This window comes from Peptostreptococcus anaerobius 653-L (assembly GCF_000178095.1).
Classification (GTDB): Bacteria; Bacillota; Clostridia; order Peptostreptococcales; family Peptostreptococcaceae; genus Peptostreptococcus; species Peptostreptococcus anaerobius.
Window position 1 is genome coordinate 1 of record NZ_ADJN01000025.1, and the last position, 25,006, is coordinate 25,006.

General features: G+C 36.8%; 20 protein-coding genes and 1 pseudogene. 3 read left to right on the plus strand and 18 right to left on the minus strand.

What is annotated here, in order from left to right; translation table 11 throughout:
- Positions 1 to 65 precede the first annotated feature (65 nt).
- The gene (locus tag HMPREF0631_RS03250; protein ID WP_002843406.1) at positions 66 to 569 is read right to left on the minus strand and encodes a DUF1097 domain-containing protein; all 504 of its coding nucleotides are present in this window, start codon (positions 567 to 569) and stop codon (positions 66 to 68) included.
- A gap of 514 nt (positions 570 to 1,083) precedes the next feature.
- Between HMPREF0631_RS03250 and HMPREF0631_RS03255 the strand changes: the two genes are divergently transcribed.
- The 3 genes from HMPREF0631_RS03255 (at position 1,084) to HMPREF0631_RS03265 (ending at position 5,875) form a co-directional block, all read left to right on the plus strand.
- Positions 1,084 to 2,664, plus strand: a complete 1,581-nt coding sequence (locus HMPREF0631_RS03255; protein ID WP_002843404.1) for a sigma-54 interaction domain-containing protein — start codon at positions 1,084 to 1,086, stop codon at positions 2,662 to 2,664.
- Positions 2,665 to 3,114: 450 nt separating this feature from the next.
- Positions 3,115 to 4,494, plus strand: a complete 1,380-nt coding sequence (hydA, locus tag HMPREF0631_RS03260) for a dihydropyrimidinase (protein ID WP_002843416.1) — start codon at positions 3,115 to 3,117, stop codon at positions 4,492 to 4,494.
- A gap of 103 nt (positions 4,495 to 4,597) precedes the next feature.
- On the plus strand, positions 4,598 to 5,875 hold the full coding sequence (locus tag HMPREF0631_RS03265) for a Zn-dependent hydrolase (RefSeq protein WP_002843438.1): 1,278 nt from the start codon (positions 4,598 to 4,600) through the stop codon (positions 5,873 to 5,875).
- A 220-nt stretch (positions 5,876 to 6,095) separates the two neighbouring features.
- On the opposite strand, the gene HMPREF0631_RS03270 is transcribed toward HMPREF0631_RS03265, so the two are convergent.
- From HMPREF0631_RS03270 to HMPREF0631_RS03355, 17 genes and pseudogenes are all read right to left on the minus strand, one after another.
- Complete coding sequence (locus HMPREF0631_RS03270; protein ID WP_002843423.1) at positions 6,096 to 7,442, minus strand: glucose-6-phosphate isomerase; 1,347 nt, start codon at positions 7,440 to 7,442, stop codon at positions 6,096 to 6,098.
- Positions 7,443 to 7,650: 208 nt separating this feature from the next.
- Complete coding sequence (locus HMPREF0631_RS03275) at positions 7,651 to 9,249, minus strand: NAD(P)/FAD-dependent oxidoreductase (protein ID WP_002843431.1); 1,599 nt, start codon at positions 9,247 to 9,249, stop codon at positions 7,651 to 7,653.
- Positions 9,250 to 9,302: 53 nt separating this feature from the next.
- Complete coding sequence (locus HMPREF0631_RS03280; RefSeq protein WP_002843440.1) at positions 9,303 to 9,677, minus strand: hypothetical protein; 375 nt, start codon at positions 9,675 to 9,677, stop codon at positions 9,303 to 9,305.
- A gap of 10 nt (positions 9,678 to 9,687) precedes the next feature.
- Positions 9,688 to 10,797: an SEC-C domain-containing protein gene (locus HMPREF0631_RS03285; protein WP_002843415.1), complete on the minus strand. Its 1,110-nt coding sequence runs from the start codon at positions 10,795 to 10,797 to the stop codon at positions 9,688 to 9,690.
- A 158-nt stretch (positions 10,798 to 10,955) separates the two neighbouring features.
- Entirely contained in the window at positions 10,956 to 11,762 is an 807-nt protein-coding gene (proC, locus tag HMPREF0631_RS03290; protein ID WP_002843411.1) for a pyrroline-5-carboxylate reductase, read from the minus strand.
- A gap of 32 nt (positions 11,763 to 11,794) precedes the next feature.
- Positions 11,795 to 12,460 carry an HAD family hydrolase gene (locus HMPREF0631_RS03295; RefSeq protein WP_002843441.1) on the minus strand — a complete coding sequence of 222 codons (666 nt, stop codon included), beginning with the start codon at positions 12,458 to 12,460 and terminating at the stop codon, positions 11,795 to 11,797.
- Between the two features lie 29 nt (positions 12,461 to 12,489).
- Positions 12,490 to 13,275, minus strand: coding sequence for a TatD family hydrolase (locus HMPREF0631_RS03300; protein ID WP_002843435.1), 786 nt, complete (start codon positions 13,273 to 13,275; stop codon positions 12,490 to 12,492).
- Positions 13,275 to 15,221: pseudogene (gene metG, locus HMPREF0631_RS03305) on the minus strand (methionine--tRNA ligase); the annotation flags it as partial. The gene HMPREF0631_RS03300 and the pseudogene metG, both read right to left, overlap by 1 nt.
- A gap of 435 nt (positions 15,222 to 15,656) precedes the next feature.
- Complete coding sequence (locus HMPREF0631_RS03310) at positions 15,657 to 16,085, minus strand: Lrp/AsnC family transcriptional regulator (RefSeq protein ID WP_026333367.1); 429 nt, start codon at positions 16,083 to 16,085, stop codon at positions 15,657 to 15,659.
- Positions 16,086 to 16,144: 59 nt separating this feature from the next.
- A complete protein-coding gene (locus HMPREF0631_RS03315; protein WP_002843420.1) occupies positions 16,145 to 17,575 on the minus strand; it encodes a nicotinate phosphoribosyltransferase in 1,431 nt (476 codons plus the stop codon).
- Between the two features lie 396 nt (positions 17,576 to 17,971).
- Positions 17,972 to 18,811 (minus strand): 16S rRNA (cytidine(1402)-2'-O)-methyltransferase, encoded by an 840-nt coding sequence (gene rsmI, locus HMPREF0631_RS03320; protein ID WP_002843436.1) that lies wholly within the window; start codon positions 18,809 to 18,811, stop codon positions 17,972 to 17,974.
- A 9-nt stretch (positions 18,812 to 18,820) separates the two neighbouring features.
- Positions 18,821 to 19,570, minus strand: a complete 750-nt coding sequence (locus HMPREF0631_RS03325) for a tRNA1(Val) (adenine(37)-N6)-methyltransferase (protein WP_002843408.1) — start codon at positions 19,568 to 19,570, stop codon at positions 18,821 to 18,823.
- Between the two features lie 8 nt (positions 19,571 to 19,578).
- A complete protein-coding gene (locus HMPREF0631_RS03330) occupies positions 19,579 to 20,478 on the minus strand; it encodes a PSP1 domain-containing protein (protein ID WP_002843409.1) in 900 nt (299 codons plus the stop codon).
- Positions 20,472 to 21,416: a DNA polymerase III subunit gene (locus HMPREF0631_RS03335; RefSeq protein WP_002843414.1), complete on the minus strand. Its 945-nt coding sequence runs from the start codon at positions 21,414 to 21,416 to the stop codon at positions 20,472 to 20,474. The genes HMPREF0631_RS03330 and HMPREF0631_RS03335 overlap by 7 nt, the downstream gene beginning before the upstream one ends.
- Positions 21,417 to 21,434: 18 nt before the next feature.
- Positions 21,435 to 22,115 (minus strand): dTMP kinase, encoded by a 681-nt coding sequence (locus HMPREF0631_RS03340; protein ID WP_002843419.1) that lies wholly within the window; start codon positions 22,113 to 22,115, stop codon positions 21,435 to 21,437.
- Entirely contained in the window at positions 22,115 to 23,701 is a 1,587-nt protein-coding gene (locus HMPREF0631_RS03345) for an aminotransferase class I/II-fold pyridoxal phosphate-dependent enzyme (RefSeq protein ID WP_002843402.1), read from the minus strand. Before HMPREF0631_RS03345 ends, HMPREF0631_RS03340 begins: the two co-directional genes overlap by 1 nt.
- Before the next feature lie 582 nt (positions 23,702 to 24,283).
- Complete coding sequence (locus HMPREF0631_RS03355) at positions 24,284 to 24,706, minus strand: type II toxin-antitoxin system PemK/MazF family toxin (RefSeq protein WP_002843421.1); 423 nt, start codon at positions 24,704 to 24,706, stop codon at positions 24,284 to 24,286.
- Between the last annotated feature and the right edge of the window lie 300 nt (positions 24,707 to 25,006).

The window sequence follows — 25,006 nt, forward strand, 5'->3', positions numbered from 1 at the left end:
CAAAACGAAAAAAGGCAAGAATATCTTTTAATAATCCTGCCTTAATAATCAAGTCTGTATAATTCCTAGTTAGACTGCTCTTCTCCTTTACCGAAAAGCTTAAATAAAAGACCCGCTCCCTTGTCACATGATACAGCCAAGACTATACCACAAAGAAGAGATGCAAGGTGAGGTATAATTCCAGGTCCCATTATGTCGCCACCTGATGATAGGTATGCGAAAGTTGAAAAACACCCCAAGAAAGCCCCCGGTATAAACCATAACTCTTTTAATTTCGACTGGTAACACATAGTTCCTGAGATGATGGCTGTCATTAAAATAGCTACTCCTCCTACTGTAGGAAACTTGCTAGATATTAGGACTGCAACAAATGCAGATGCCACTCCAGACATAAGAGCAAAGAAAGCTGTCTTCATACCCTCAAAACCATGTTTACCCGATGCAAAGTAAGCTGTGCAACCAGCAAAACCTATCCAAGTAATCAGTTTCAAAGAAGTGAATGAAGCTATCAAAGCCCAGATACCACAACATATTCCCGTCGATAACGACAATGCAACTAAAAAACTCATTAAAACACCTCCAAATTAATATAAGAATAACAATCAAATTCCTATCAATAATCTATAATATATCATCTTTTCGATGTTTTAACTATACTTAAATTGCATTAATTGTATTTTTTATAAATTGTAACAGTCTTTAATAGTTTAAGGCAGATATTAAGTTTTATTCAATCAAATAATACGTAATCAAGGTATTTATCATTCGTACACTAAGTATAGAGCAAATCGTATGCCAATTTTTTAACTAATTCCGATATCTATTGATAATACAAGTTTCTCAATAGATAAATATTTTTTTGTTGATATTTGCAATAAATTTCAACCCCTGGCTAATAGGGGGAATTGGTGATTTTTAAGTCCATTTGGAATTGATAAGCCTATTTTTAAGTTATTTTTGACTTATTATGATTTTTTTCTTGAAAAAAATTAAAAAATACTGTAAAATATAATTCATAATTAACTTATTTTCTTCAAAATAAATTTATTATCCACACTTTTTATAATTCGAGAGGAGTTTTCCATGTTAAAAAGCAAGAATAAACTGTTTAATTCACCACTAATTTTGACAGACAAAAAGAACAAAATAATCGACTATAACATCCAGGCTAAAGACAATTTTCCAGGGGTTATATCTGCAGGAAGGGTTGATATATCTAGTTTTGATAAGTTTGACCTACTTTGTACGAACCTAAACGAGACCAGGGTTTACACAAAGAGCGATTATTTTTCAATTGATAATATATTTCTATATGCAATTGATAATTTTTGTGAGGAAATCATTATCATAGATAGTGCCGGCATAGTCATTTATTGCAATCCTCAATTCGAAACTAATCATGGAATAAAACCTAGTGATATAATCGGCAAGGATATCCACTATATTACAGACAAAAACATAGTAGACCACCTTATGTTCGACAAGGTCATATCACAAAAAAAGACTATAAGCTTTAAACAAAAGACAAAAAACGGAAGAATATTTCTGAACACCTCTTCTCCAGTATTTGATGATAACAGAAATATAATATATGTAATCGAAAACTGTAAGGATATAACTGAAACTGAAATCCTAAACAATACACTTAACCACGCTCAACATCAGCTAAAAAAGACAAACGACACCAAGGATGAAGATAATGTTGTAAAAAATACCTTCCAGTATTTCAAGAGCCCTACAGTAAGAGACCTACTGATTAAGACCCTTAGGTTCTCGGAAAAAGACGTCAACGTACTTATAACAGGGGCATCAGGTACAGGCAAGACCTCATTGGCAAGATTTATACATGAGAATAGTCCTAGAAAAAATATGGCTTTTGTGTCCATAAACTGTACTACCCTTCCAGAAAATCTAATAGAATCGGAGTTGTTCGGCTACAAAAAGGGATCCTTTACAGGTGCCCTTCACTCAGGCAAAAAGGGTTTAGTTGAGCAAGCCCAAGGCGGGACTCTATTTTTAGACGAAATAGGAGAACTACCTATGAACATCCAGGCCAAACTTCTTGAGCTAGTCCAAGATAAAAAATATCTTCCTATAGGTGCTCAAGACAAAAAAGACGCAGATATAAGAATAATCACTGCCACAAACAGAAAGCTCCAAGACCTAGTTGAAAAGGGAGAGTTTAGGGAAGACCTCTACTACAGACTAAATGTAGTGCAGCTTCATATGCCCCCTCTTAACGAAAGAAAAGAAGACCTAGAGGTTTTTATCAACCACTTTGTCAACTTTTTCAATAATAAATACGATACCAATGTCAAGTTCTCACCAAAGGTCTACACCGCTTTTAGCAAGTATTCATGGCCTGGAAATATAAGGGAACTTGAATACTTGATCGAGTACCTGATAATCAATGTTCAAAAAAACATCGTCAATACAGAAGATCTACCAGCAAATATAACAAACATTGAAAATAAAACAGAGGAAGTGAGTTCTTTTTACTTCGATACGGACGAAAAAAATGATTTAAAACTCCTACTTGAAGAGGCTGAGTCGGGTATTATAAAGTCCTTCTATACTAAATATCCCTCTTCATATAAGCTAGCAGAAATTCTTTCAATTTCTCAGAGCAAGGCCCATAGACTGATCAACAAGTATTGTAAGTAGTCACTTAACTAGGCAAACCAAGGACTCTTGTTTTGTTTTAGACCTGTAAAAATTGTATTTTATCACACACATAAGAAACTTCATAAATATAATAAATATACTATAAGACAGGCTAACTTGAAAAAACAAGCTCATAAAGAAATGTTTTTTCATAGCCTGTCACCTATTTATTTAACTGATCTTCAAGTACTTTGTGGATTTCTATACAGTTTCAATATATCAAATTTTCTAAAAATTACTATTGACCTTTTAATTCTTTGGTGATATCATAGTTACATAATAATCAATCAAATTCAATAAAATCTTAGATTTTAATTCTTTAATTAATAATCTATAGCGTGTCAAGCTTTATTCGTATGTAAATCAAACTATATTACAAGAAAACAGCCAAATTCAAAAAACTAATAGCCAAAATTTAAACAAATAATATAAGAAAAGGGGGACTTTTGTATGTCTACTTATGATTTAGTAATTAAAAACGGTAAAATTGTTACAAGCGGCGATTCTTATGTTGCTGATATCGGTGTTAAGGACGGTAAGGTTATTGAAATTGCTACTTGTATAGACGGTGAAAACGTTTATGACGCAAAGGGCAAGTATCTAATACCAGGTGGTATAGATGTTCATACACATCTTGATATGCCATTCTGTGGTACATTCTCAAGCGATGACTTCTTAACTGGTACTAAGGCAGCAGCAATAGGTGGTACAACTACAGTTGTTGACTATGCTATCCAGCCAGGTGGAAAGACTCTTAAGGATGCTATAGATATATGGAAAGAAAAGGCTGAAGGAAAGGCTGTTATAGATTATGGTTTCCATCTTGCAGTTACAAATCTTGATGACCAGGCGAGAAAAGACCTTCCAGAACTTTTAAAGAATGGATTCTCTTCTTTCAAGGTATTTATGGTTTACGATGGCATGAGACTAAGTGACAAGGAGCTTCTTGAAATACTTCAGATAGCTAAGGATAATGATGGTCTTGTATGTGTACACGCTGAAAACTATGACTCTATCAACTACAATATAGCAAAATTACTAGCTGATGGTAAGACTGATCCAGTGTACCATGCTATTTCAAGACCTCAAAAATGTGAGGCAGAAGCTACAAACAGGGCTGTCAAACTTGCAGAAATGGTAGATGCTCCTATCTATATCGTTCATGTAAGTAACAGGGAAGCTGCAGATGTTATAGCAAGATCTAGACAGGAAGGTTTCAAGACTATGGGAGAAACTTGTACTCAGTACCTACTTCTTTCAATAGACAATTATTTAGAACCAGATTTTGCAGGATCTAAGTATGTAATGAGCCCTCCACTTAGAGAAGGATTCAATAATGAACTTCTTTGGGATTCACTTAAGTTTAGCAAGCTACAGACTATAGCAACTGACCACTGTCCATTCTTTATGGAGCAGAAAAAGATGGGATTAAATGACTTTACTAAGATTCCAAATGGTGCTCCTGGCATAGAAGCAAGACTTGCCCTAATCTACCATAACGGTGTTAATGAAGGTCGTCTACCAATAGAAAAATTTGTTGAATTGACTTCTACTAACCCAGCTAAGATATTTGGTATGTATCCTAAGAAGGGTACTATAGCAGTAGGATCTGATGCAGATATAGTAGTATTCGATCCAGAAAAGGAAGTAACTCTATCAGTTGACAACCTACACGAAAATGTAGACTACACTCCATTTGAAGGCTTCTCTGTAAAGGGATATCCAGTAGCTACATTCTCTAGAGGTGACCTTGTTGCAGAAAACGGAGAATATGTAGGATCAGAAGCAAGAGGACAGTTGATCAAGAGAGGAAAGCCACAGTTAGTATAATTTAAGAATATAAATTAATAAGATTAGATTAATAGAATAGATTGCTAGTATTGTTTATCAATATTAGAATATATGTGATTACAAGAAAGGGGTACTAAGAACTATGTATAAATGTGATTTAGGAAGAATGTCTGAGAAGATACATACTTTTTCAAAATTTGGAGATGCTGGACACGGTGGTATAACTAGATACTCACTAAGCCCTGAAGCTATCCAGGCAAGAGATTATTTCAAGGAAAGAATGGAAAAAATAGGTGCAATCGTAACTACTGACGACGTTGCAAATATGTACGCTACTCTACCAGGTTCTGAACCAGGTCTAAAGAAAATAGTTACAGGATCTCATTGTGACTCTGTTAAAAACGGTGGTAACTACGATGGTATCCTAGGTGTAATGGGTGCTATGGAAGTTCTTGAAACAATCGTAGCAAATAAGATTCCACATAGACACGACATAGTTGCTATGATTTGGACTAATGAAGAAGGTTCTTTATATCCACCAGCTATGATGTCTTCTGGTATAGTATGTAATGACTACCTACCTGAAGACCTAAGAGGAAACTTCAAATTTGAAAATATGATGAAGTCTAAGAGCGTTGAAGATGGTGTTACTACTTTCGGTGAAAAGTTAGCTAACTTCAAATACAAGGGAGACAAGAAAAACAGATTAAATCCTGAAGAATATATGTGTGATTTTGAACTACATATAGAACAGGGTCCTATCCTTGAAGATGAAGGAAAGACTGTTGGTATAGTTGACTGTGTACTTGGTATGTTCAACTACAGAATCAGTTTTACAGGCCAGGCAGCCCACGCTGGTACATTCCCAATGGACAAGAGAAGAGATGGTCTATTCGCTGCTTCTCAGGCTCTTTGCTACCTACATGAAGAAATCGACAAGCTAAATAGACCTGAACTTGTATATACTACAGGTGAAATTGTTTGTCATCCATGTGTACATACAGTAATACCAGACTATGTTGAATTCTCTCTAGATGTAAGACATGAAGATCCAAAGGTTCTTGAAGCAGTTCGTAAGATAGTACTTGGCCTAGCTGACAAAAAGTGGGCTGGATGTACTTGCGAAGTTAAGTTAGCTTGGGAAAGAGACACAGTATATTGGAATAAGCAGTTGGTAGACTTCGTTCAGGAATCAGCTGACGAACTAGAAATACCAAATATGCCAATTCACTCTGGAGCAGGTCATGATGCACAGTTCGTTGCATATATGATACCTACAACTATGATATTCGTAGTAACTAAGGATGGTCTATCTCATTGCGAACCAGAATTCGCTTCAGATGAACAGTGTACAGAAGGTGCTTCAGTGCTTCTAAACGCTATTCTAAAGGCAGACAAGCTAGACGATATCGCTAAATAAAGACCTTTGATCCCTGCATGGTCAAAGTAAAATATAAGTAATAAGACCTTAATTAAAAATCAAAAAATAAAAACCTAATATAATAACAAAATAGTAGTAAGTAAAACGCTAATTACAAAGCAAAAAATAAGCCAAAAAATAGTTGGCATCCACGACTCCCGTTGAGTTCTGGATGCCAACTTTATTTTATTGACTGCAAATTTTTTATTCTATTTTATATTTATAATCTAGCTTCTAGCTCTTTCTTCTTTTCTTCAAATCCTGGCTTTCCTAATAGGGCAAACATATTTGTCTTGTAGTCTTCAACACCTGGCTGGTTGAATGGATTTACACCCATCATACAACCACTAATTCCACAAGCTATTTCGAAGAAGTATACCATCTGTCCAAAAGTATATTCGTCTAGTTTCTTTATGTTAATTATAAGGTTTGGAACATCTCCATCTGTATGAGCAAGTAGAGTACCCTCAAATGCCTTGTGGTTTACAAAGTCAACTGTTTGACCTACAAGATAGTTAAGACCATCTAAATCTTTTTCATCAGACTTTACAGCAAGGTTTCTTCTTGGTTCTTCAACGTTTAAAACTGTTTCAAACAAGAATCTTCTACCATCCTGGATATACTGACCCATTGAGTGTAGGTCTGTAGAGAAGTTTACTGATGCTGGGAATATCCCCCTCTGGTCCTTTCCTTCACTTTCTCCAAATAGCTGCTTCCACCATTCTGAGAAGTACTGTAACTGAGGTTCATAGTTTACAAGTAACTCTGTCTCCTTACCCTTTCTTGAAAGAATTGTTCTAACTGCTGCATACTGGTAGGCATCGTTGCTCATTAAATCTTCATTTGAGTATTCAACCTTGGCATCTGCTGCACCCTTCATCATTGCATCTATATCAAATCCTGCTGCTGCAATAGGTAATAGACCAACTGGTGTAAGTACTGAATATCTTCCACCTACATCATCAGGTATAATGAAAGTTTCATATCCTTCTTCATCTGCCATCTTTCTAAGGGCTCCTCTAGCCTTATCAGTAGTAGCGTATATCCTACTTGCTGCTCCTTCTTTACCATATCTCTTTTCTAGGTCTTCCTTAAATACCCTAAATGCAAGAGCTGGCTCAGTTGTAGTTCCTGACTTAGAGATTACATTTACTGAGTAGTCCTTGTCAGCTACTAGGTCTAATAGGTCTAGTAGGTATGATGAACTTATAGAGTTACCAGCGAAGTATATCTGTGGAGCCTTTCTTTCTTCTCTTGATAGGTCATTCTTGAATGCAGATCCCAGCATATCAAGGGCTGCCTTAGCTCCTAGGTATGATCCACCTATACCGATAACGATTAGAACATCTGATTCAGACTTTATCTTTTCAGCTGCCTTCTTGATTCTTGCAAATTCTTCCTTGTCATAGTCTTGAGGAAGATCCATCCAACCTAAAAAGTCAGATCCTGGACAAGTCTTTCCATGCAACATCTTGTGGGCTGCTGCTATAAAAGGTTCCATTGCCTCTACTTCTCTCTTCTCTAAAAACTTTCCTGCCTTACCATAATCAAATCTTAAGTTACTCATTGTTACCTTCTTTCTTTCATTTATATGAAATATTTATTGCCAAAATCTACACACCAAGAATATGATATGCTCTTTACAATCACTTAATACACAATATATCTTATTAATAGTTTGGTATCTTGTCAAGATGTATTGATGATTTTTATACATTTTCTTTATATTTATATATCTGCCTCATCAACCTTAACTTTAACATATTTTTTAGTTACTAAACAATTTTGGTATATTCTTCTATAATTTTTTCTGCACACTTGATACCATCAACTGCCGCTGTAACTATACCTCCTGCGTATCCAGCACCTTCTCCGCATGGGTATAATTTTTTTATAGATAGAGATTCTAGAGTATCTACATCTCTTTTTAGCCTAACTGGTGCAGAAGACCTCGTCTCTATTCCTGTCAATACTGCATCATTCATAGCGAATCCATGTAATTTTCTATTCATACTCACAATACCCTCTTTCATAGACTCAACTACAAAAGGTGGTAAGCATCCTGATAGGTCTGTCATAGTAACACCAGGACTATAAGATGGATAAACCGAACCTATACTAGTCGATGGCTCTCCCCTTAAAAAGTCTCCTACTAGTTGGCAAGGTGCCTTGTAGTTTGAACCACCTAACTGATAGGCCAATCTCTCATATCTCTGCTGGAACCATATCCCTGCAAGTGGGTGGTCGGACTCGTAGTCACTAGTGTTTATACTGACCAAAAGACCGCTGTTGGCATTTGCCTTATCTCTTGCATGTTCACTCATGCCATTAGTGACCAACTCACCCTCTGTTGAAGCAGATGCTATTACACTGCCGCCTGGACACATACAGAAAGTGTATACACTCCTACCATTTGATGTTTGGGCAGTCAACCTATAGTCTGCTGGTCCTAGCTTTTCATGACCGGCAAATTTACCATACTGGGCATGGTTTATCATATCCTGAGGATGTTCAATTCTTGCACCTATGGCAAATGGCTTTTGCTCAACGTGCATACCTCTTTTATAGACCATTTCATAGGTATCCCTTGCACTATGGCCTATGGCAAGTATCAGGTGTTCAACGTCAATCCACTCAGAACCGTTGATTTCTATAGATTTTATATTACCCGCTTCTACTTTCATATCAGTAAGCTGGGCATCAAACCTAACCTCTCCACCAAGCTTTATTATCTCATTTCTGATATTCTTGACTACATTTTTAAGTATGTCTGTTCCAACATGAGGCTTGTGAGAATATAAAATCTCCTCTGGTGCACCATGCTTTACAAATTCCTCAAGGACCCTGGTAGACCTTATATCCTTGAGTCTTGTAGTCAGCTTACCATCTGAAAAGGTACCTGCTCCACCCTCTCCAAACTGGACATTTGACTTGGGTTTGAAGTCTCCACCGGACCAAAAATTCTCTATATCCCTTGTTCTCTGATCTACATCCATACCCCTTTCAAACATAAGAGGTTTGTAACCTCTCTGGGCTAGGATAAGACTTGCAAAAAGTCCAGCTGGTCCAGAACCTACGACTACAGGTCTGTGTTTGAGTGACTTATCCCCCATTTTGACATCAATATACCTGTTTGTATCTATATGTGTAGTATCTTTGGGCTTGAACTTTAGGATTTTATCCTCATTTTTAACAAGTATATCAACAGTATATACCAATAGGATCTTGTCCTTTTTTCTAGCATCCACAGATTCCTTGTATATGCTGTATTCCAATATATCACTGTTTTTTATCTTCAGCTTTTTTAGTAGCTTTTCTCTGACCAAATCAATTTTATCATCTATATCTATCTTGATATTAGATACTCTTAGCATCCTTACCTCCTATAAAAAAGGACTACCGGGCTTTACCCAGTAGTCCACACTATTTATTCTTTAGAAATCAAGCCCCTTATAAGCTTCATATTGTTGAAAATCTTCTCTAGGAAGTCCTCAGCAACTTCGTCATCAAGCAATTTAATTTCTAGATTCTCGTCCTTATCTATACCCTTATCTTTGCAGTATTCCATGGCCAAATCCATAATATCTCTTTTTGAAGTTTCATCTAACCTATAGTCCTTATAGTCAACAATCACATATTGCTTTGTTGTCTGTAGGTCATCCTTATTGTAGCCTATCTCTATATGGTAGATTACAGCATATAGGTTCTCTATAGCCTCTTCTCCCTTATATACAGGAACTGCAGGATTAGATCTAATAAAATTTGTAGCAACAGGTATTGTCTTACCAATTTTTAAAGTCATATTTTTCTCCTTAATCACTAAATACAGCGGATATTTCCTTATTTCTCTTAGCTAGGGTACTTGTACTTACTCCGTATTCCTTAGCTATGGCAGACTGTGTTGCAGCTATGTCGTTTTGCTTCTTGTAATAGTATTCAAGGCCTGCTGCCCATCCATTCTCAGAGCCACCGATATTAATCTTGTCAGCTATATCTATCCAAAGTCTCATTATACCCTTGTATATTTCTTCGTCTTTTATTTTTTCCTTGAATATATGATCAAGGTTTAAGGTATCTTCATTCTGACCTTCTCTAACTACCTTGGATGATTCTAGTGTAGCTACCTTATCCTCTTGGTCTTCTATAGATTCTATGGTCTCTTCTAGCTCATTGTCCTTGTAGTCGCTAATCTGTAATAACTGTAGCATATACTTGTAGAAGAATAGTGAATTCATGGCTACAAAGTACTCTAAGTTGCCTATCTTATCCTTATTTTCTTCAAATGCCTTCATTATAGCATCGTATATCATGTTCTTAGTTTCTTCTTGGATTCTTATAGTCAGGTCTATTAATACATATATATCACCTATTCTTACAGGTCTTCCTAGTATATAGTCCCCTATAGCAAAGTTACCAAGTATCTTAGAATCAAGAGTCTTGTACTTGTGACCAGTGAACATATCCTTTATCACTACTTCTATATCATCTATTTTATCTATAGTGAATAGACTTGGATATGAATTTACACAAGAATATACTATATTCTTTTCATCCTGATTAAACCTAAAGTGGTTCACAGTGTATATTGCTGGTGTAGTATCTCTATCAATCATATAGTCATAAGAGAAATATGATGCAAAAAATCTATTAGATGCTATATTGCTAGTCAACATATCTCCAAAAAGATTGTTTCTTGATTCCTCTTCCATCTTAGCAAAATTTTCATCTTTATCTATCAATTCTTCTAAGTGGTGCCCCAACTTAACTATTGTAGCTGTATAATTTCTGTCTATCTTGTCTTTTCTATCCAGAAGGGCTTTTTTATTAAGTTCATCAACCCTACCTGATTTGTCTTTTTCCATACAACAATTCTTATATTTTTTCCCACTTCCACAGTGACATAGATCATTTCTTTTTAACATTTGTAACTGCTCCCTAATCTTTTATTTATATTCACTCTTAAAACCTCTCATTTAAGAGGTATACAGCGCACACAAAAAAGCACATCTTACTTGTGCATTACAATTAATTATATCACACAATGGACAAAAAATACATAAATATTTACTTCTTGTTTCTCTTACTTTTTAGCCATAGCAATAGACTTGTCAACACAGGCAATCTGTCCCTTTATGACAGCATTCCTTAGGCCGTGCTCTTCAAGAGTTTCTACTGCCACTATTGTAGTTCCACCTGGTGAGCATACCATATCCTTTAGTTCGCCTGGATGCTTGCCTGTTTCAAGAACCATCTTGGCAGCACCATATACTGATTGGGCAGCAAATTTATAGGCCTGTGCTCTTGGCATACCTGTCTGTACAGCTGCATCTGCCATAGCCTCTATAAACATAAATACATATGCCGGACTAGAACCACTAACTCCTACAACGGCATCCATAAGGTACTCTCCAACTATCTCCGCCTTACCAAATGATTCAAATAACTCAACTACAAAATCCATCTCATCATTTGTAACATTCTTATTAGGGCTAAGAGCTGACATACCTTCACCTACTAGGGCTGGAGTATTAGGCATCACCCTTACTACCTTCTTGTCATCTCCAATAACGTTTTCTATAGACTCAATTGTCGTAGCTGCTGCTATGGATACTATCAACTTCTGTCCATCGATTGAATCCCTAATATCCTTCATTACACCATTTATGATGTTAGGCTTTACAGCAAGAATCACAATATCTGCATCCTTTACAGCGAGACTTGAATCACTTGTAACATTTACTCCAAACTCACTCTTTACTCTATCTAAAGACGGTTGGTACAAGTCTGCTACAGTTACGTTTTCAGGACTTACTACACCTGCCTTTATAACTCCACCTAAAATTGCACTTCCCATGTTACCTGCACCAATAAAAGCTAGTTTTTTCATACCTTTTCCCCCCTATTTGTATAATGATGCTATTACTTGTCGTTACATTCAAGCCAGTCTATAAGTTCTAAAAGACTATTTAGCCTAGCTTCGGTATGGTCTATCATATCCTGAGTAGGCTCTTTTATACCAACTATATTAATACACCTAAATCCACCCCTGTAGGCTGCTTCAACACCAGATGGAGAATCCTCTAGGACTAGACATTCCTTTGGACTTAGCCCCAACTTATCTGCAACCTTGAGGAATATCTCTGGGTTGGGCTTGGAATCAACTACCTCGTCACCATACATATAGGCATCAAAATGTTCATAAACATGCTCTTTTTTGAGTCTGTTTTCAGCCCTTATTTTTCTGGTTGATGTAGCAATCCCTTTTTTATAACCCCTTTTGTCGATATAGTCTATTATCTCAAACACACCGGGTAAGACAGGTATGGGATAAGCGTCTAGTTGGGCTACCATGGCCTCTGTCTTTTCATCGGCTAGGGATTCAAAGTCAAGGCCTGATCCAGCATAAATTTTTTCAAGACCTGCTATTATTCCAGCCCTGTTCCTACCCATGACCTGGCAGTATTCAGCATCTCCCATCTCATAGCCATACTTTTTCATGGTCTTGGTCCAAAAGTCTGATGACATCCTCTCTGTATCGAATATCACACCATCAACGTCAAATATTATTCCCTTAATCCTGTTCAAATTTTACTCCTGTTCTACTCGTCTTCGCTCTACTCGTCTTCACTGTGTATTAACTTAAAGAACTTCTTGGCATTCTCCTTAGTCGCCTGGCATACTTCCTCGTAGGATATTCCTCTTTCAAGGGCAATCTTTTCAGCGACGTGTCTAACCATTGAAGGGTCATTTCTCTTTCCCCTGTTAGGTACTGGTGCCAGATATGGTGAGTCAGTCTCTATAAACATCCACTCAAGAGGTATATTCTTGGCAACATCCACTGTCTTTCTATTGTTTTTGAAGGTAACAGTGCCGGCTATTGATATATGGCAACCTAGCTTGATATATTCCTTGGCAAGTTCAAGTTCTCCACTATAGCAGTGTAAGACGCAACCTGTCTCTGGTGCCTTGTACTTTTTGATGATCTCAAAAGTATCTCCATGGGCATCCCTGTCATGGACTATAAATGGCAGTCCTAGTTCATTAGCAAGTTCAATCTGCCTTATAAACCACTTCTTCTGTAGGTCTCTTGGAGAATTGTCATAGTAGTAGTCTAGGCCAATCTCACCTATGGCAACTACCTTGTCATTTTCCTTAGCCCACTTTTTCAGTTGGTCTATATCTTCTTCGGTCATATCCTCAACATCGTGGGGATGTACACCTACTGCTGCATATATAAAGTCATACTTGTTGGCAAGATCTAGGGCTGTCTTAGATGTCTCCATGTCTGCTCCTGGATTTACAACTAGATCAACATCCCTCTGTCTCAGTAATTCTATTAGTTCTTCCCTATCCTCATCGAACCTCTCATCGTTAAGGTGGGCATGTGAATCAAACAACATTATCTCACCTCTGCTCCATCATTGGCACCGATAGCTTCTGGCAATACAAGAGCATCCCCATCATTTCCGGCTGCCAAAATCATACCCTGAGATTCTACACCTCTTAGCTTGACTGGCTTTAGGTTACATACTACAACTACACTCTTACCTACCATATCTTCTGGCTTGTAGTAGTTAGCTATGCCTGATACTATCTGCCTTACTTCTGAACCTATCTTAATCTGAGATACCAGTAGTTTGTCGGCCTTAGGGTGCTTTTCACACTTAACAACCTTACCAACCCTCATCTCTACTTTTGAAAAATCATCTATTGTTATCTCTTCCTTGTGATCTAACTTAACTTCCTGGTCTACTATCTTTTCAGCAAACATTTCTTCTAGGACCTTTATTTCTTCCTCAACATCTAGTCTTGGGAATAGGACTTCTCCCCTGTGAACCTTAGTTCCATCAGCTATTAGGCCAAATGTATCTGTACTTTCCCAATTAGTAAGCTCTTCAAAACCTTCTATACCCAACTGATAAAATATCTTTCTAGCTGTATCAGGAAGTAGTGAAGATATCAATGTAGATATCAATCTTATTGACTCACATAGGTTGTATAATACATGGTTTAACTGGTCCTTCTTGCTATCATCTTTTGCAAGAGCCCAAGGCATAGTCTCATCTATATACTTGTTTGTTCTTCTTACAAATCTCCAAACTGACTCAAGGGCCTCATGGAACATAAGGTCATTCATCTGTTTTTCAAAATCAACTCTGATTTCCTTGTATAGATTTATTAGTTCATCATCAAACTCAGTCTTGGCATCATTTACTACAAGGATTCCGTCATTGTACTTTTCAACCATTGAAACAGTTCTACTAACAAGGTTACCTAGGTCGTTGGCTAGGTCTGAGTTGATTCTAGTTATAAAGTTTCTATGAGTATAGCTACCATCCTGACCAAATGAGAATTCTCTCAATAAGAAGTACTTAAGGGCATCTACACCGTACTTGTCTACCATCTGACCTGGATATACTATGTTACCCTTAGATTTTGACATCTTGTCATCAGCAAATAGTATCCATCCATGTCCAAATACCCTCTGAGGTAGCGGTAGATCTAGGGCCATCAATAAGGCAGGCCATATAATTGTGTGGAATCTCACTATTTCCTTGGCTACCAACTGTACATTTGCTGGCCAATAATTCTTGAACTTAGAATCGTCTTCACTCATGTAACCTAGAGAAGTTATATAGTTGCATAGGGCATCTATCCATACATATATTACATGGTCTTCATCGAAAGGTACCTTGATACCCCAGTCAAATGATGTTCTAGTTACAGATAAATCTTCTAGTCCTGGATCTATAAAGTTCTTGATCATTTCATTCTTTCTTGACTCTGGAAGTACAAAGTCTGTATTTTCAAATAGGTCTCTTATCCTATCCTGGTATTTTGATAGTCTAAAGAAGTAAGACTCTTCCTTAACTATCTTAGTTTCCCTACCGCAGTCTGGACACTTGTGTCCATCTATCATCTGTGATTCAGTCCAGAAACTCTCACAAGGTACGCAGTAGTTACCCTCATATGAACCCTTGTAGATATCTCCTTGTTCGTATAATTTAGTGAATATCTTCTGGATTATAACTTCATGTCTTTCCTTGTCAGTAGTTCTTATAAAGTCATCATTAGATATTTCAAGCTTTTCCCATAGCTTCTTTATATCAGCTATCTGGGCATCCAAAAATTCTATCTCAGACATACCCGCTTCCTGGGCCTTCTTCTGGATTTTTTCTCCATGTTCATCAGTTCCAGTAAGGAATCTTACGTCATAGCCACAGAATCTCTTAAATCTAGCAATAGCATCTGCTGCTATTGTAGTATAGGCATGTCCTATATGTAATTTACCACTTGGATAATATATAGGTGTTGTTACATAAAATGTCGGTTTTTTTGTCATGTCTTCCTCCTTATAATAAAAAAATAATAAAAAACGCCCCTATGCAAAGCATAGGGGCGAGTATTAGTCACGGTACCACCCTATTTACTAAAAAATACAACTATGCTGTCATATCTAATAGTACCTCTTGGATTTAACGCATCCATACACATATCCTAACTTTGACCTATACTAAATTATAGCATCCTTGCTCAGATATGTAGCTCCAAGTCCATCTTCAATATCTTCCGGGTGTCGGCTTTCACCAGCTCCTACTCTCTGCTACCCTTACCAATACCTACTCTTCTCTTCTTAGCCCATATAAAATTCTTACACCCCTAATTTTATAGTATTTACTTTGAAAAGTCAATCACCATGCAAAAACTGGCAGCCTTTTTAATATACCCCTTTTTGGTCGGTTAAAAAACTATACTTAAAATACAACAAGTTATAGGGATCCTATATTATAGATTTAGACTGTATTGGAGTTGAAAGTATCACTGATGTCTTAGTTCTTCCAAAATCTTTCAATCCATTTATTACATTCTCTAAATCATCCATATTCTCAACAATTACCTTTATCAGAAAACTATCGTCACCTGTAATATGATGTCCTTCAACAATTCTAGGGTCTTGTTCTACCTGCTCTAAGAATAAATCGTATGCAGTACCTGGTAATGATACATTTATAAATGCCTTTATAGACCTTCCCATAGAATCAGGATTGATAATAGCCTTGTAGCATGATATTATACCTGATTCTTCAAGTCTTTTTACCCTTTCTGAAACTGCTGGAGATGTAAGACCAACTGCAATCCCCAGATCTTTCATTGAAATTCTACCATTGTCCTGCAATATTTCAATGATCTTCGCATCTGTCAAATCCATTCTTTCTTCATAAACTTTTTTTGTCATATTAATCCCTACCTTACACAAATATTTTAAAACTATCTTTTTGATGCTATCAAATCATTCTTCATATCCCATAACTTTTGAGATAAGTCTACCTTGTAGATATGTGGGTTCTTTATCCTCTTGTACTGGTCCCACATTGAACTCAATTCTTTTTTTGCATATTCCTTTACTTCATAAACTGATTTTCTTTCTCTTACTAGTTTACCTTCTAGGAATAGAGGCTTTAGAAGCTCTCTTATAGTATAATTCTCATAGACCCTTCTCTTCCATGTATAAACAGGGTCAAATATCTCTAGAGGTTTTGTCTCATCTATAGTTTCATCATCCAACATTATAAGGTCAGCTTCGCACTTTTCATTCTTATTATATATTCTAACTACCTTCTTAAAACCAGGGTTATTTATCTTTTCTGGATTCTCAGATATCTTTATCTTCGGTTCAAGTATTCCCTCTCTATTAGTTGTTGCAGCCAACTTGTATACCCCTCCAAGAGAAGGATAATCATATGAGGTAATTAGTTTTGTACCTACCCCCCAAGAATCTATAGCAGCCCCTTCCTGTTTTAGAGAAATAATTGTATATTCATCTAGGTCGTTTGATGCTGTTATTTTGGCATTTGGATATCCAGCATCGTCTAGTATCTTTCTAACTTCCTTTGACAAGTATGTCAAGTCGCCTGAATCAAGTCTTACTCCAATAGGTTCAAAACCCTTTGCCCTTAACTCATCAAATACTATTAAGGCATTTTTGATACCACTTTCTAGAACATTATAAGTATCTATAAGTAGTAGACATGAATCAGGATAAGTCTGAGCATAGGCCCTAAAAGCTTCTAACTCGGAGTCAAATTTCTGTACCCAACTATGGGCATGAGTCCCTGCTACCGGAACTCCAAACATCTTACCTGTCAAAACATTGGATGTACCAGTACATCCACCTATTATTGCAGCCTTGGCACCATACAAGCCTGCTTCTGGTCCTTGAGCCCTTCTAAGCCCAAATTCAAGGACAGGATCTCCTCCTGCTGCATTGCAAACTCTTGAAGCCTTTGTAGCTATCAAGGTCATAAAGTTAACTATAGAAAGAATAGCGGTTTCCACCAACTGAGCCTGGTAAAGCGGTGCCTTTACCACTATAATAGGTTCTCCAGGAAACATTACGCTACCATCTTCTACGGCATATATATCACCAGTGAATTTAAAATCCCTTAGGAAGCCAATAAAATCTTCATCAAACAAGTTTAAACTTCTCAAATAATCCAAGTCATGTTCATTAAAACTTAGGTTATTAATATAATGAACTATTTCTTCAATTCCACAAACAATTGTGTATCCACCTTCACACACATTTTTTCTAAAAAACACATCAAAAACAGCGGTATCATTTTCTACGCCCTTTTTGTAATATCCATTCATCATTGTTAATTGATAGAGATCAGTTAACATTGTTAGGTTGGTTTTCATTTTACTCTCCTTTTTATATAAATCCCGCCAATTTTGTAATAATACTTTAAATATTAAAGTAGCATTAGATAAGTATATTTTAACACAAATATTAGAAAAATACTATTTTTATTTAAATACTTATAGATTCTTTGTATAATTACATATTTTATAAGAGTAAAACTTAATCAATACATTTATTTTTTTATATTATTACTAAGTTACCTCATTTTAATAAATAAGTGATTCATACTTTTTATTTTATTAATTAAAAAAGAACACCTTGTCACTATAGTGATTTAAAGGTATTCCTTTCAACAACTTAATTTGTATTTTATATGTATTTCACGAATTAACATTTTATTTTAATTTTATTACTTTAGTTAAGTATTATGTGAATTTATAGTATAAAGTACTTTAGAGATCTAAAACTTGCTTATATACATCGTCTTTCCTTAAACCTCTTTCCTTTGCAACAGTCTTTATAGCATCCTTCTTTGTAATATTATTTTCAATCAACTTTATAACATAGTCCCTATCAGACAAGTCTTCATACTCATTTAAACCTTCTTCCTTGCAAGGATTTGTGTTACCTTCAATAATTAATATATATTCACCTCTAGGATCATTTTCTTTGTAATAGGATATAGCCTCATCAATAGAACTTCTCATATAGTCTTCGTGCTTTTTGGTTAACTCCCTGCATAGGGATATTTTCCTATCACCTAAAATATCCAACATAAGCTTTAGGGTTTCTTTTAACCTATGTGGAGATTCGTATACTATCATAGTCCTGTACTCGTTTTTTATTTCCTCAAGTCTATTTTTCTTTTTCTTCTTATCCCTATCTAAAAAACCTTCAAATACAAACTTGTTGGTATCCATCCCAGACCCCACAAGAGCAATAACAAAGGCTGATGCTCCTGGCAACACTTCTACTTCTATACCTTCATCTATGCAAAGGCCGACCATATCAGCTCCAGGATCGGATATACCTGGCATACCAGCATCACTCACTAGGGCTATGTCAAGCCCGCTCTTTAACTTGTCTATAAGAACTGGTCCCTTTGAATTTTTGTTGTGCTCGTGGTAACTTGTAAGTGGTTTGGATATTTCAAAATGGTTTAGTAACTTGATACTGTGTCTTGTATCTTCTGCAGCTATCAAATCAACTGAATTTAAGACCTTCAAGGTCCTGTATGTTATATCATCTAAATTTCCTATTGGTGTTGGACATATATATAATTTTCCGCTCACTAACACCACCTACCTTTCTATAGAATCCTTTGAATATATGGCTAGGGTCTGGTCTGTATAAGAACCATCCTCCTTATATATATACAAGGGTTCTAGCACCTTCACTTCTGGTTTGGCACATTTTACAAATTCTACCAATACTAGTTTTGGTGCCTTACCTATCTTTGAATGTACAAACTTCATTGTTTTAGGTTCAAGATTATGGTTTCTTGCATATACCATCATATCTACTAGCCTTAGTGTCCTGTTTATCATATACAATTTTCCATTTGGCTTTAGTATATCCTTAGCCACCCTAAATATATCCTCAAGATCACACATGATACCATGCCTTGATATTGCCTTTTTATCATTTTCGTTTATTATTCCCTTGGAGTGCATATAGGGTGGATTGGATACCACTACATCTACAGTATTTTTTCCTATCAGGCTAGTAATATTATTGAGGTCTTCATTCAATATTATGACCCTATCTTCAAGGTCATTTAGTTTCACAGATCTAGTAGCCATCTCCGCTACCTCTTCTTGAATCTCTACCCCTATTATTTTGTCAGCCCTACTCTTACCAGAAATTAAAACCGGTATAATACCAGTCCCTGTACCTAAATCTACTACCTTGCTTCCTCTTTTGACCTTAGAAAAATTTGCAAGCAGTACAGCGTCAATACCAAAACAAAAACCATCTGGATTCTGGATTAACCTTAACCCCTTACACTGGAGATCATCTATTCTTTCCTTATCCTTTAACTCTACTTTCATCTTCCACCTTATTTTTCTTTTTCAAGTCTCTTTAGTTCTTCCAAGGCTTCCTTATCTAGCTTTTCTTGGGCAGCCATAATCTTAGGGCAGTCCTTTTTTATAGCCTTTAGGAGTTTGTAGTCTCCCTCTGACAATACCCCCTGAGACTTGTCTTCATACTCTACCTTGATAGTTTCAAGAAGGTAGTTTGAGTCCACAACCTTGGCCTTCCTATCTGAGAATAGGTCCTTTACGATCGAACCTGGACTTGGAACCCTCTTTATTGCATCAGAATATCCTTCAGCCTCATACTTTAGACAACAGAATAATCTGCCGCATACTCCAGATATTTTGGCAGGATTCAAAGATAAACCTTGTTCCTTGGCCATCTTTATAGACACCGGCATAAACTCGCCTATCCAAGTAGAGCAGCAAAGAGGTCTGCCACATGGTCCAATCGAGTTAAGTATCTTGGCCTCATCCCTAACACCTATCTGTCTTAATTCTATCCTAGTCTTAAATATTGCAGCCAGGTCTTTTACTAGCTCTCTAAAGTCTATTCTTCCCTCTGCTGTAAAGTAGAATATAAGCTTGTTCCTATCAAATGTATACTCACAGTCAATCAAATACATATCAAGTTCATGCTTTTTGATCTTCTCTTCACATATAGAGAATGCTTCTTTTATCTTTTCCTTATTTTCTGTATAGTGTTGCTTGTCCTTTTGGTCAGCTATCCTGATAATTGGCTTTAGCTCACTCACCAAGTCTTCCTTGGCAACTGCCTTAGGCTCTATAACTATCATACCATACTCAAGACCCCTAGCTGTTTCAACTATGACATCTTGTCCTAATTTTATATCTATATCCACTGGATCAAAATAATATATCTTGCCAGCTGGCTTAAATCTTACTCCTACTATATTTACCATTTATTCACCACCTCAAATATATTAAGGGACATGGCCTGTATGCTGGTATTGTAGTTACAATTGGCATCCAACTTTGTATTGGTTGTATCTATTATGCTAATCAATCTAGCCAACTGACCCACACCCACAGCCTGTCCTATCTTCTTTATTATATTTACCCTGTCCTTATTTATCATCATCAGGTCTGAAAGCCCCTCCCTGTATAGGATGGTATCTCTTATGTATAGTGTCATCATCTCGAGTATTATGCCTATCTGATTTGAATAGTCTTTGAACATATCCAAAAACAGAGTAGACTCATATGATTTCTTGTCTACCAATGAGAGTATCAAGTAGTCTTCAACCAACTTTCTCATATCAGAAAACTCTTGTCTTTGGGCTATATCTATAGCCAAAGATGCGCTTCCTCTTGAGAATATCGCCGATACAGCTACCCTATCATGGTCTATCCCCTTATCTACCAATATTTTTTGTATATCATCTATCATCAAGGGCGAAAACCTGACATCCAAACACCTAGACCTAATTGTTTCAAGTAAGGCTTGTTCGTTTTTAGTTACAAGTATTATTATACCATAAGAAGATGGTTCTTCTAAAGTTTTTAAAAGGGCATTTTGAGCCTGATCAGTCATCTTTTCAGCCTCATCTATTATATATATCTTGTATTTTCCGTTTGGCTTGATAGATATGTCGGCCTTTAAATTCCTTATCTGGTCAATTTTTATTGATGATTCATTCTTTTTGGCCTCTATAAGCTTGAAATCCGGACTATTATCAGGACTTATACCCAAGAGCTGCCTTGAGAACTCCTTGGCTACAAGAAACTTGCCGACTCCACTTGGACCAGAAAATATATAGGCATTTGACATCCTATCAGACTCTATTAAATTTTTAAGTCTTTTTTTGACGGCCTCTTGTCCGTATATTCCTTCAAACATAAGGTCTAACCTTTCTATTTAAACTAGGGATTCTAAAACCCTAGAATATATATCTTCATTTATATCTTCTACAGACCTCATAGCCATACCATCAGTACAATCTATCTGGGTCCACTTGAACTTGTCTGCAACGTACTTGGAATTATCATAGGTCCTTGCCAAGTAGTCAAGGTCTCTTTCGTGTATATCTTTTTCATCCCCACTAGTGAACTTGTTTTTCCTATCCTCCATAAGTTTTGCACTTACTTTCAAAGGAACATCTAGGAAAAATACTCCATCCGGTCTAGGTATCTTGTATAGACCATATTCAAAATCATCCAACCAATCAAGAAATTTTTCCTTGTCGTCGGTCGAGTCCATTTTTGATGCCTGATGAACCATATTTGAAGTCGTATACCTATCAGCTAGGATGATACCGCCATTTAAATAGAAGTCTTCCCACCCCAATTTGTATGATGCATACCTATCTGCCGCATAAAAAGTAGATGCTATATAGGCGTCAACATCGTCTGCCTTATCGCCGAAATCTCCATTCAAATACATCTTTATTAGGGCTGATGAATCAGAATCATAGTTTGGGAACTCCACCTTCCTAACCCTGTATCCATCCTCTACCAATCTATCAAATAATTTTTTTGTCTGGGTAGCCTTACCTGAACCATCAGTGCCACTCTCTATTACAAATAGTTTTCCAGCCATTATCTCACTCCAATCTCTGCTTTACCACCTATTTTCAAGACCTTAATATTCTTAAAATCCCTACTCTCTATGCCATTTATGTCAATTTTTATATTTCTAGCCTTTTCTATATAGTCAATTACTTCCTGACTTATCTCTTCTCCCGGACCTATAAGGCATACACCCGGTGGATATGGTATCACAAATTCTCCACATATCCTGCCCAAAGAATCATCTATATCTATAGACTCGCTCTCCATATCAAAGGCCTGTCTAGGTCTAATCTTGGACTTGGGACTTACCCTTGGGAATTTAAGGTCTACCTTCTTACTATGGTAAAGAGACCTTATATCAGTGCTCCTAGATTCTCCTATTACCACCGCGCTGTCTTTGAAAAAGTCTACATTTGCACCGAATAATTTTCTATTAGAAAAATCCTTAAGGGCATTTAACATTATATCAAAATCCTTTTTTGTATTACCTATAGTGCAGAGCATTAAAATACCATTGTAGTTGGACATCTCAACCTGTATACTATATTCGTACCTTAAAATTTTGGCAAAATCATATCCATTGATTCCATTATCTATCGTATTAATAAATATCTTTGTAGGATCGTCAGTTGGATATATCTTGTATTTTTTGACGTTACGTTTAAATACATATATATTGTTCAAAAGAATGTCCATTAGTTCCTTGCCATGTCTATCATATATATCAAATGCCATTTCTAGACTCATCATCATAATGTAAGATGGGCTAGAAGACTGAAATATAGCGAGCGTCCTCTTCAACCTTGACCTATCTACCAAGTCAGATTGACAAAGCAAAATAGATGTCTGTGTGAATGCTGGCAAAGACTTGTGTATGCTCTGGATAACTATGTCAGCCCCATAACAAAGGGCAGAATTTGGCAACTTATCACTTAATCCAAAGTGGGCTCCGTGGGCCTCATCCACAATAACGACCATATTTTTTTCATGGGCTAGCTCTATTATTTCACCTATATCAAAGACCATACCATAATAACTAGGTCTAGTTATAAATATAGCCTTAGCGTCAGAATTTTGCTTGATGGCTTCCATATAACCCTCCCTACTAGCACCCTTAAATACACCGAAGTCTTCATCTATAATTTCATCCACGAATACTGGTTCAATATCGTTTAGCATACAGGTATTATAGGCAGAATGGTGACATGTCCTATTGATTATTATCTTATCACCAGACCTTAAAGAGGCACTTATTGCAGCCTCTATCCCTGATGTAGAACCGTTGACAAGATAAAAAAAATCTAAATCTTCATAAGACTGAACTCCTTTTAAAGATTTTGTGTCCTCTTTTATGTCATCTTTAGTCCCACCACAAAGAAGACCCTTTAAAATCACCCTTTTAGCCTCATTCTCGGACTCCAAAATTATACCACTAGCCTCATGTAGGTTGTCAGTACCTATAATTTCAGTAGTATCAAGACTATAGAACTCATCTATCTTGTCCTTATATCCCAGTTCTTGAAACAATCTACCATTTTTATGGCCTGGCATATGAAAAGATACAAGATCTTTTTCCTTTATTTCTTTAAGTCTATCGTAAATTGGTGTCTTCATATTTGTTACCTTCCTATTTTGCTGTATTTATCTATATTAAACCACTTTATATTATAGCATACTTAATGAATAATATATATTAAAGGATGTTTACAAATTATTTATTATGAGTCTCACTATTCTAACCTTCCCTCTAATATATTATTATATTGAATTTCCATTAATATTCCTTGTATGCTTTACCCTCTTGCATCTTCATAGCGATAATAGCAGCGTTCCTTGGTGGTACGGGTTACGATATACTGCCATAATCTCTTGAATTGCGTATAGGACAACGGGTCTCCATCCCGGTTTGCAACCACATAATCCGATGTCGATGTCTTCTTCGCCTCTTTCAGACATTCCATAAGATTGTCCGGCAGAGGGACATTCCGATGCGCTGCCTTTGTTTTCAGCTCTGTCAGAATCACCGGACGATTATGCTCCGTATGCCAGGCTCTCCGAACGGTAAGGTACGGATCCTCGCAATCAAGATACACCTAATCCCATTGAAGTCCGAGGATTTCTTCTCTCCGCAATCCTGCGTACAGCCCCAGCATCACAAACACATACGGCGGCAAGCCGTAAATGGCATCCAGCAGCTTATCCATCGCCTTCTTCGCCATCCTTTCGGCATTTGCCCTGTCTTTTTTTCTCTGCCTGTTCCGGAATGTAATATCCAAGCTGAATCCTTACAGCTTCGTCAATCCCACGCATCTGACCCTTACTTACCCGCCCAAGATGGCGAATCACGCATATATTGTCGCAGGTGTCGAGCTGTTCTGCCAATACCATAGACGGTTTTGCCAGTCCCTTTGCTTTACGGAGAAAGAAATGCGTTGGCTGCTTTCGCTTCTTCTCAATTTTCGATGTCAGCGGAACAATCGTGATCGTCGGCGCATAATAATTGCCAACATCATTCTGAAGAACCACAACAGGACGAACACCGACCTGCTTTGATCCGACCGGAACACCGAGATTGGCGAGATATAAATCACCTCGCCGATAAACCCAGTTTTCTTTCATTTGCTGTTGTCTCCAATCTCCATACACTGATATGGATAAAGCCTGCCAGGTATCACGCTGAAACAGCACCCGGCAGTGCTTTCTGAAAATATGGTTTCTCTGTACTTTTTCTTATCACCCCAGAGATATAGGATTTCTCACAGGCGGCAGTGTGCTTCACTGCTCCATTGGAATTTAACCATCCCGCCTTCCTTATGGCCGGACCGCGAATTACGGAAGTATCATTGTCCCTGTCTGGCTTTAACACCGCCGCCGGTTGCAATCCGGCATTTGCTTCTGCGAAACCGCTATCGCCCCGAT

Coding starts and splice junctions, on each gene's coding strand:
- HMPREF0631_RS03250 (WP_002843406.1), bottom strand. CDS start 569: ATGAGTTTTTTAGTTGCATTGTCGTTATCGACGGGAATATGTTGTGGT.
- HMPREF0631_RS03255 (WP_002843404.1), top strand. CDS start 1,084: ATGTTAAAAAGCAAGAATAAACTGTTTAATTCACCACTAATTTTGACA.
- hydA (WP_002843416.1), top strand. CDS start 3,115: ATGTCTACTTATGATTTAGTAATTAAAAACGGTAAAATTGTTACAAGC.
- HMPREF0631_RS03265 (WP_002843438.1), top strand. CDS start 4,598: ATGTATAAATGTGATTTAGGAAGAATGTCTGAGAAGATACATACTTTT.
- HMPREF0631_RS03270 (WP_002843423.1), bottom strand. CDS start 7,442: ATGAGTAACTTAAGATTTGATTATGGTAAGGCAGGAAAGTTTTTAGAG.
- HMPREF0631_RS03275 (WP_002843431.1), bottom strand. CDS start 9,249: ATGCTAAGAGTATCTAATATCAAGATAGATATAGATGATAAAATTGAT.
- HMPREF0631_RS03280 (WP_002843440.1), bottom strand. CDS start 9,677: ATGACTTTAAAAATTGGTAAGACAATACCTGTTGCTACAAATTTTATT.
- HMPREF0631_RS03285 (WP_002843415.1), bottom strand. CDS start 10,797: ATGTTAAAAAGAAATGATCTATGTCACTGTGGAAGTGGGAAAAAATAT.
- proC (WP_002843411.1), bottom strand. CDS start 11,762: ATGAAAAAACTAGCTTTTATTGGTGCAGGTAACATGGGAAGTGCAATT.
- HMPREF0631_RS03300 (WP_002843435.1), bottom strand. CDS start 13,275: ATGTTGTTTGATTCACATGCCCACCTTAACGATGAGAGGTTCGATGAG.
- HMPREF0631_RS03310 (WP_026333367.1), bottom strand. CDS start 16,085: ATGGATTTGACAGATGCGAAGATCATTGAAATATTGCAGGACAATGGT.
- HMPREF0631_RS03315 (WP_002843420.1), bottom strand. CDS start 17,575: ATGAAAACCAACCTAACAATGTTAACTGATCTCTATCAATTAACAATG.
- HMPREF0631_RS03325 (WP_002843408.1), bottom strand. CDS start 19,570: ATGAAAGTAGAGTTAAAGGATAAGGAAAGAATAGATGATCTCCAGTGT.
- HMPREF0631_RS03330 (WP_002843409.1), bottom strand. CDS start 20,478: ATGGTAAATATAGTAGGAGTAAGATTTAAGCCAGCTGGCAAGATATAT.
- HMPREF0631_RS03335 (WP_002843414.1), bottom strand. CDS start 21,416: ATGTTTGAAGGAATATACGGACAAGAGGCCGTCAAAAAAAGACTTAAA.
- HMPREF0631_RS03340 (WP_002843419.1), bottom strand. CDS start 22,115: ATGGCTGGAAAACTATTTGTAATAGAGAGTGGCACTGATGGTTCAGGT.
- HMPREF0631_RS03345 (WP_002843402.1), bottom strand. CDS start 23,701: ATGAAGACACCAATTTACGATAGACTTAAAGAAATAAAGGAAAAAGAT.
- HMPREF0631_RS03355 (WP_002843421.1), bottom strand. CDS start 24,706: ATGAAAGAAAACTGGGTTTATCGGCGAGGTGATTTATATCTCGCCAAT.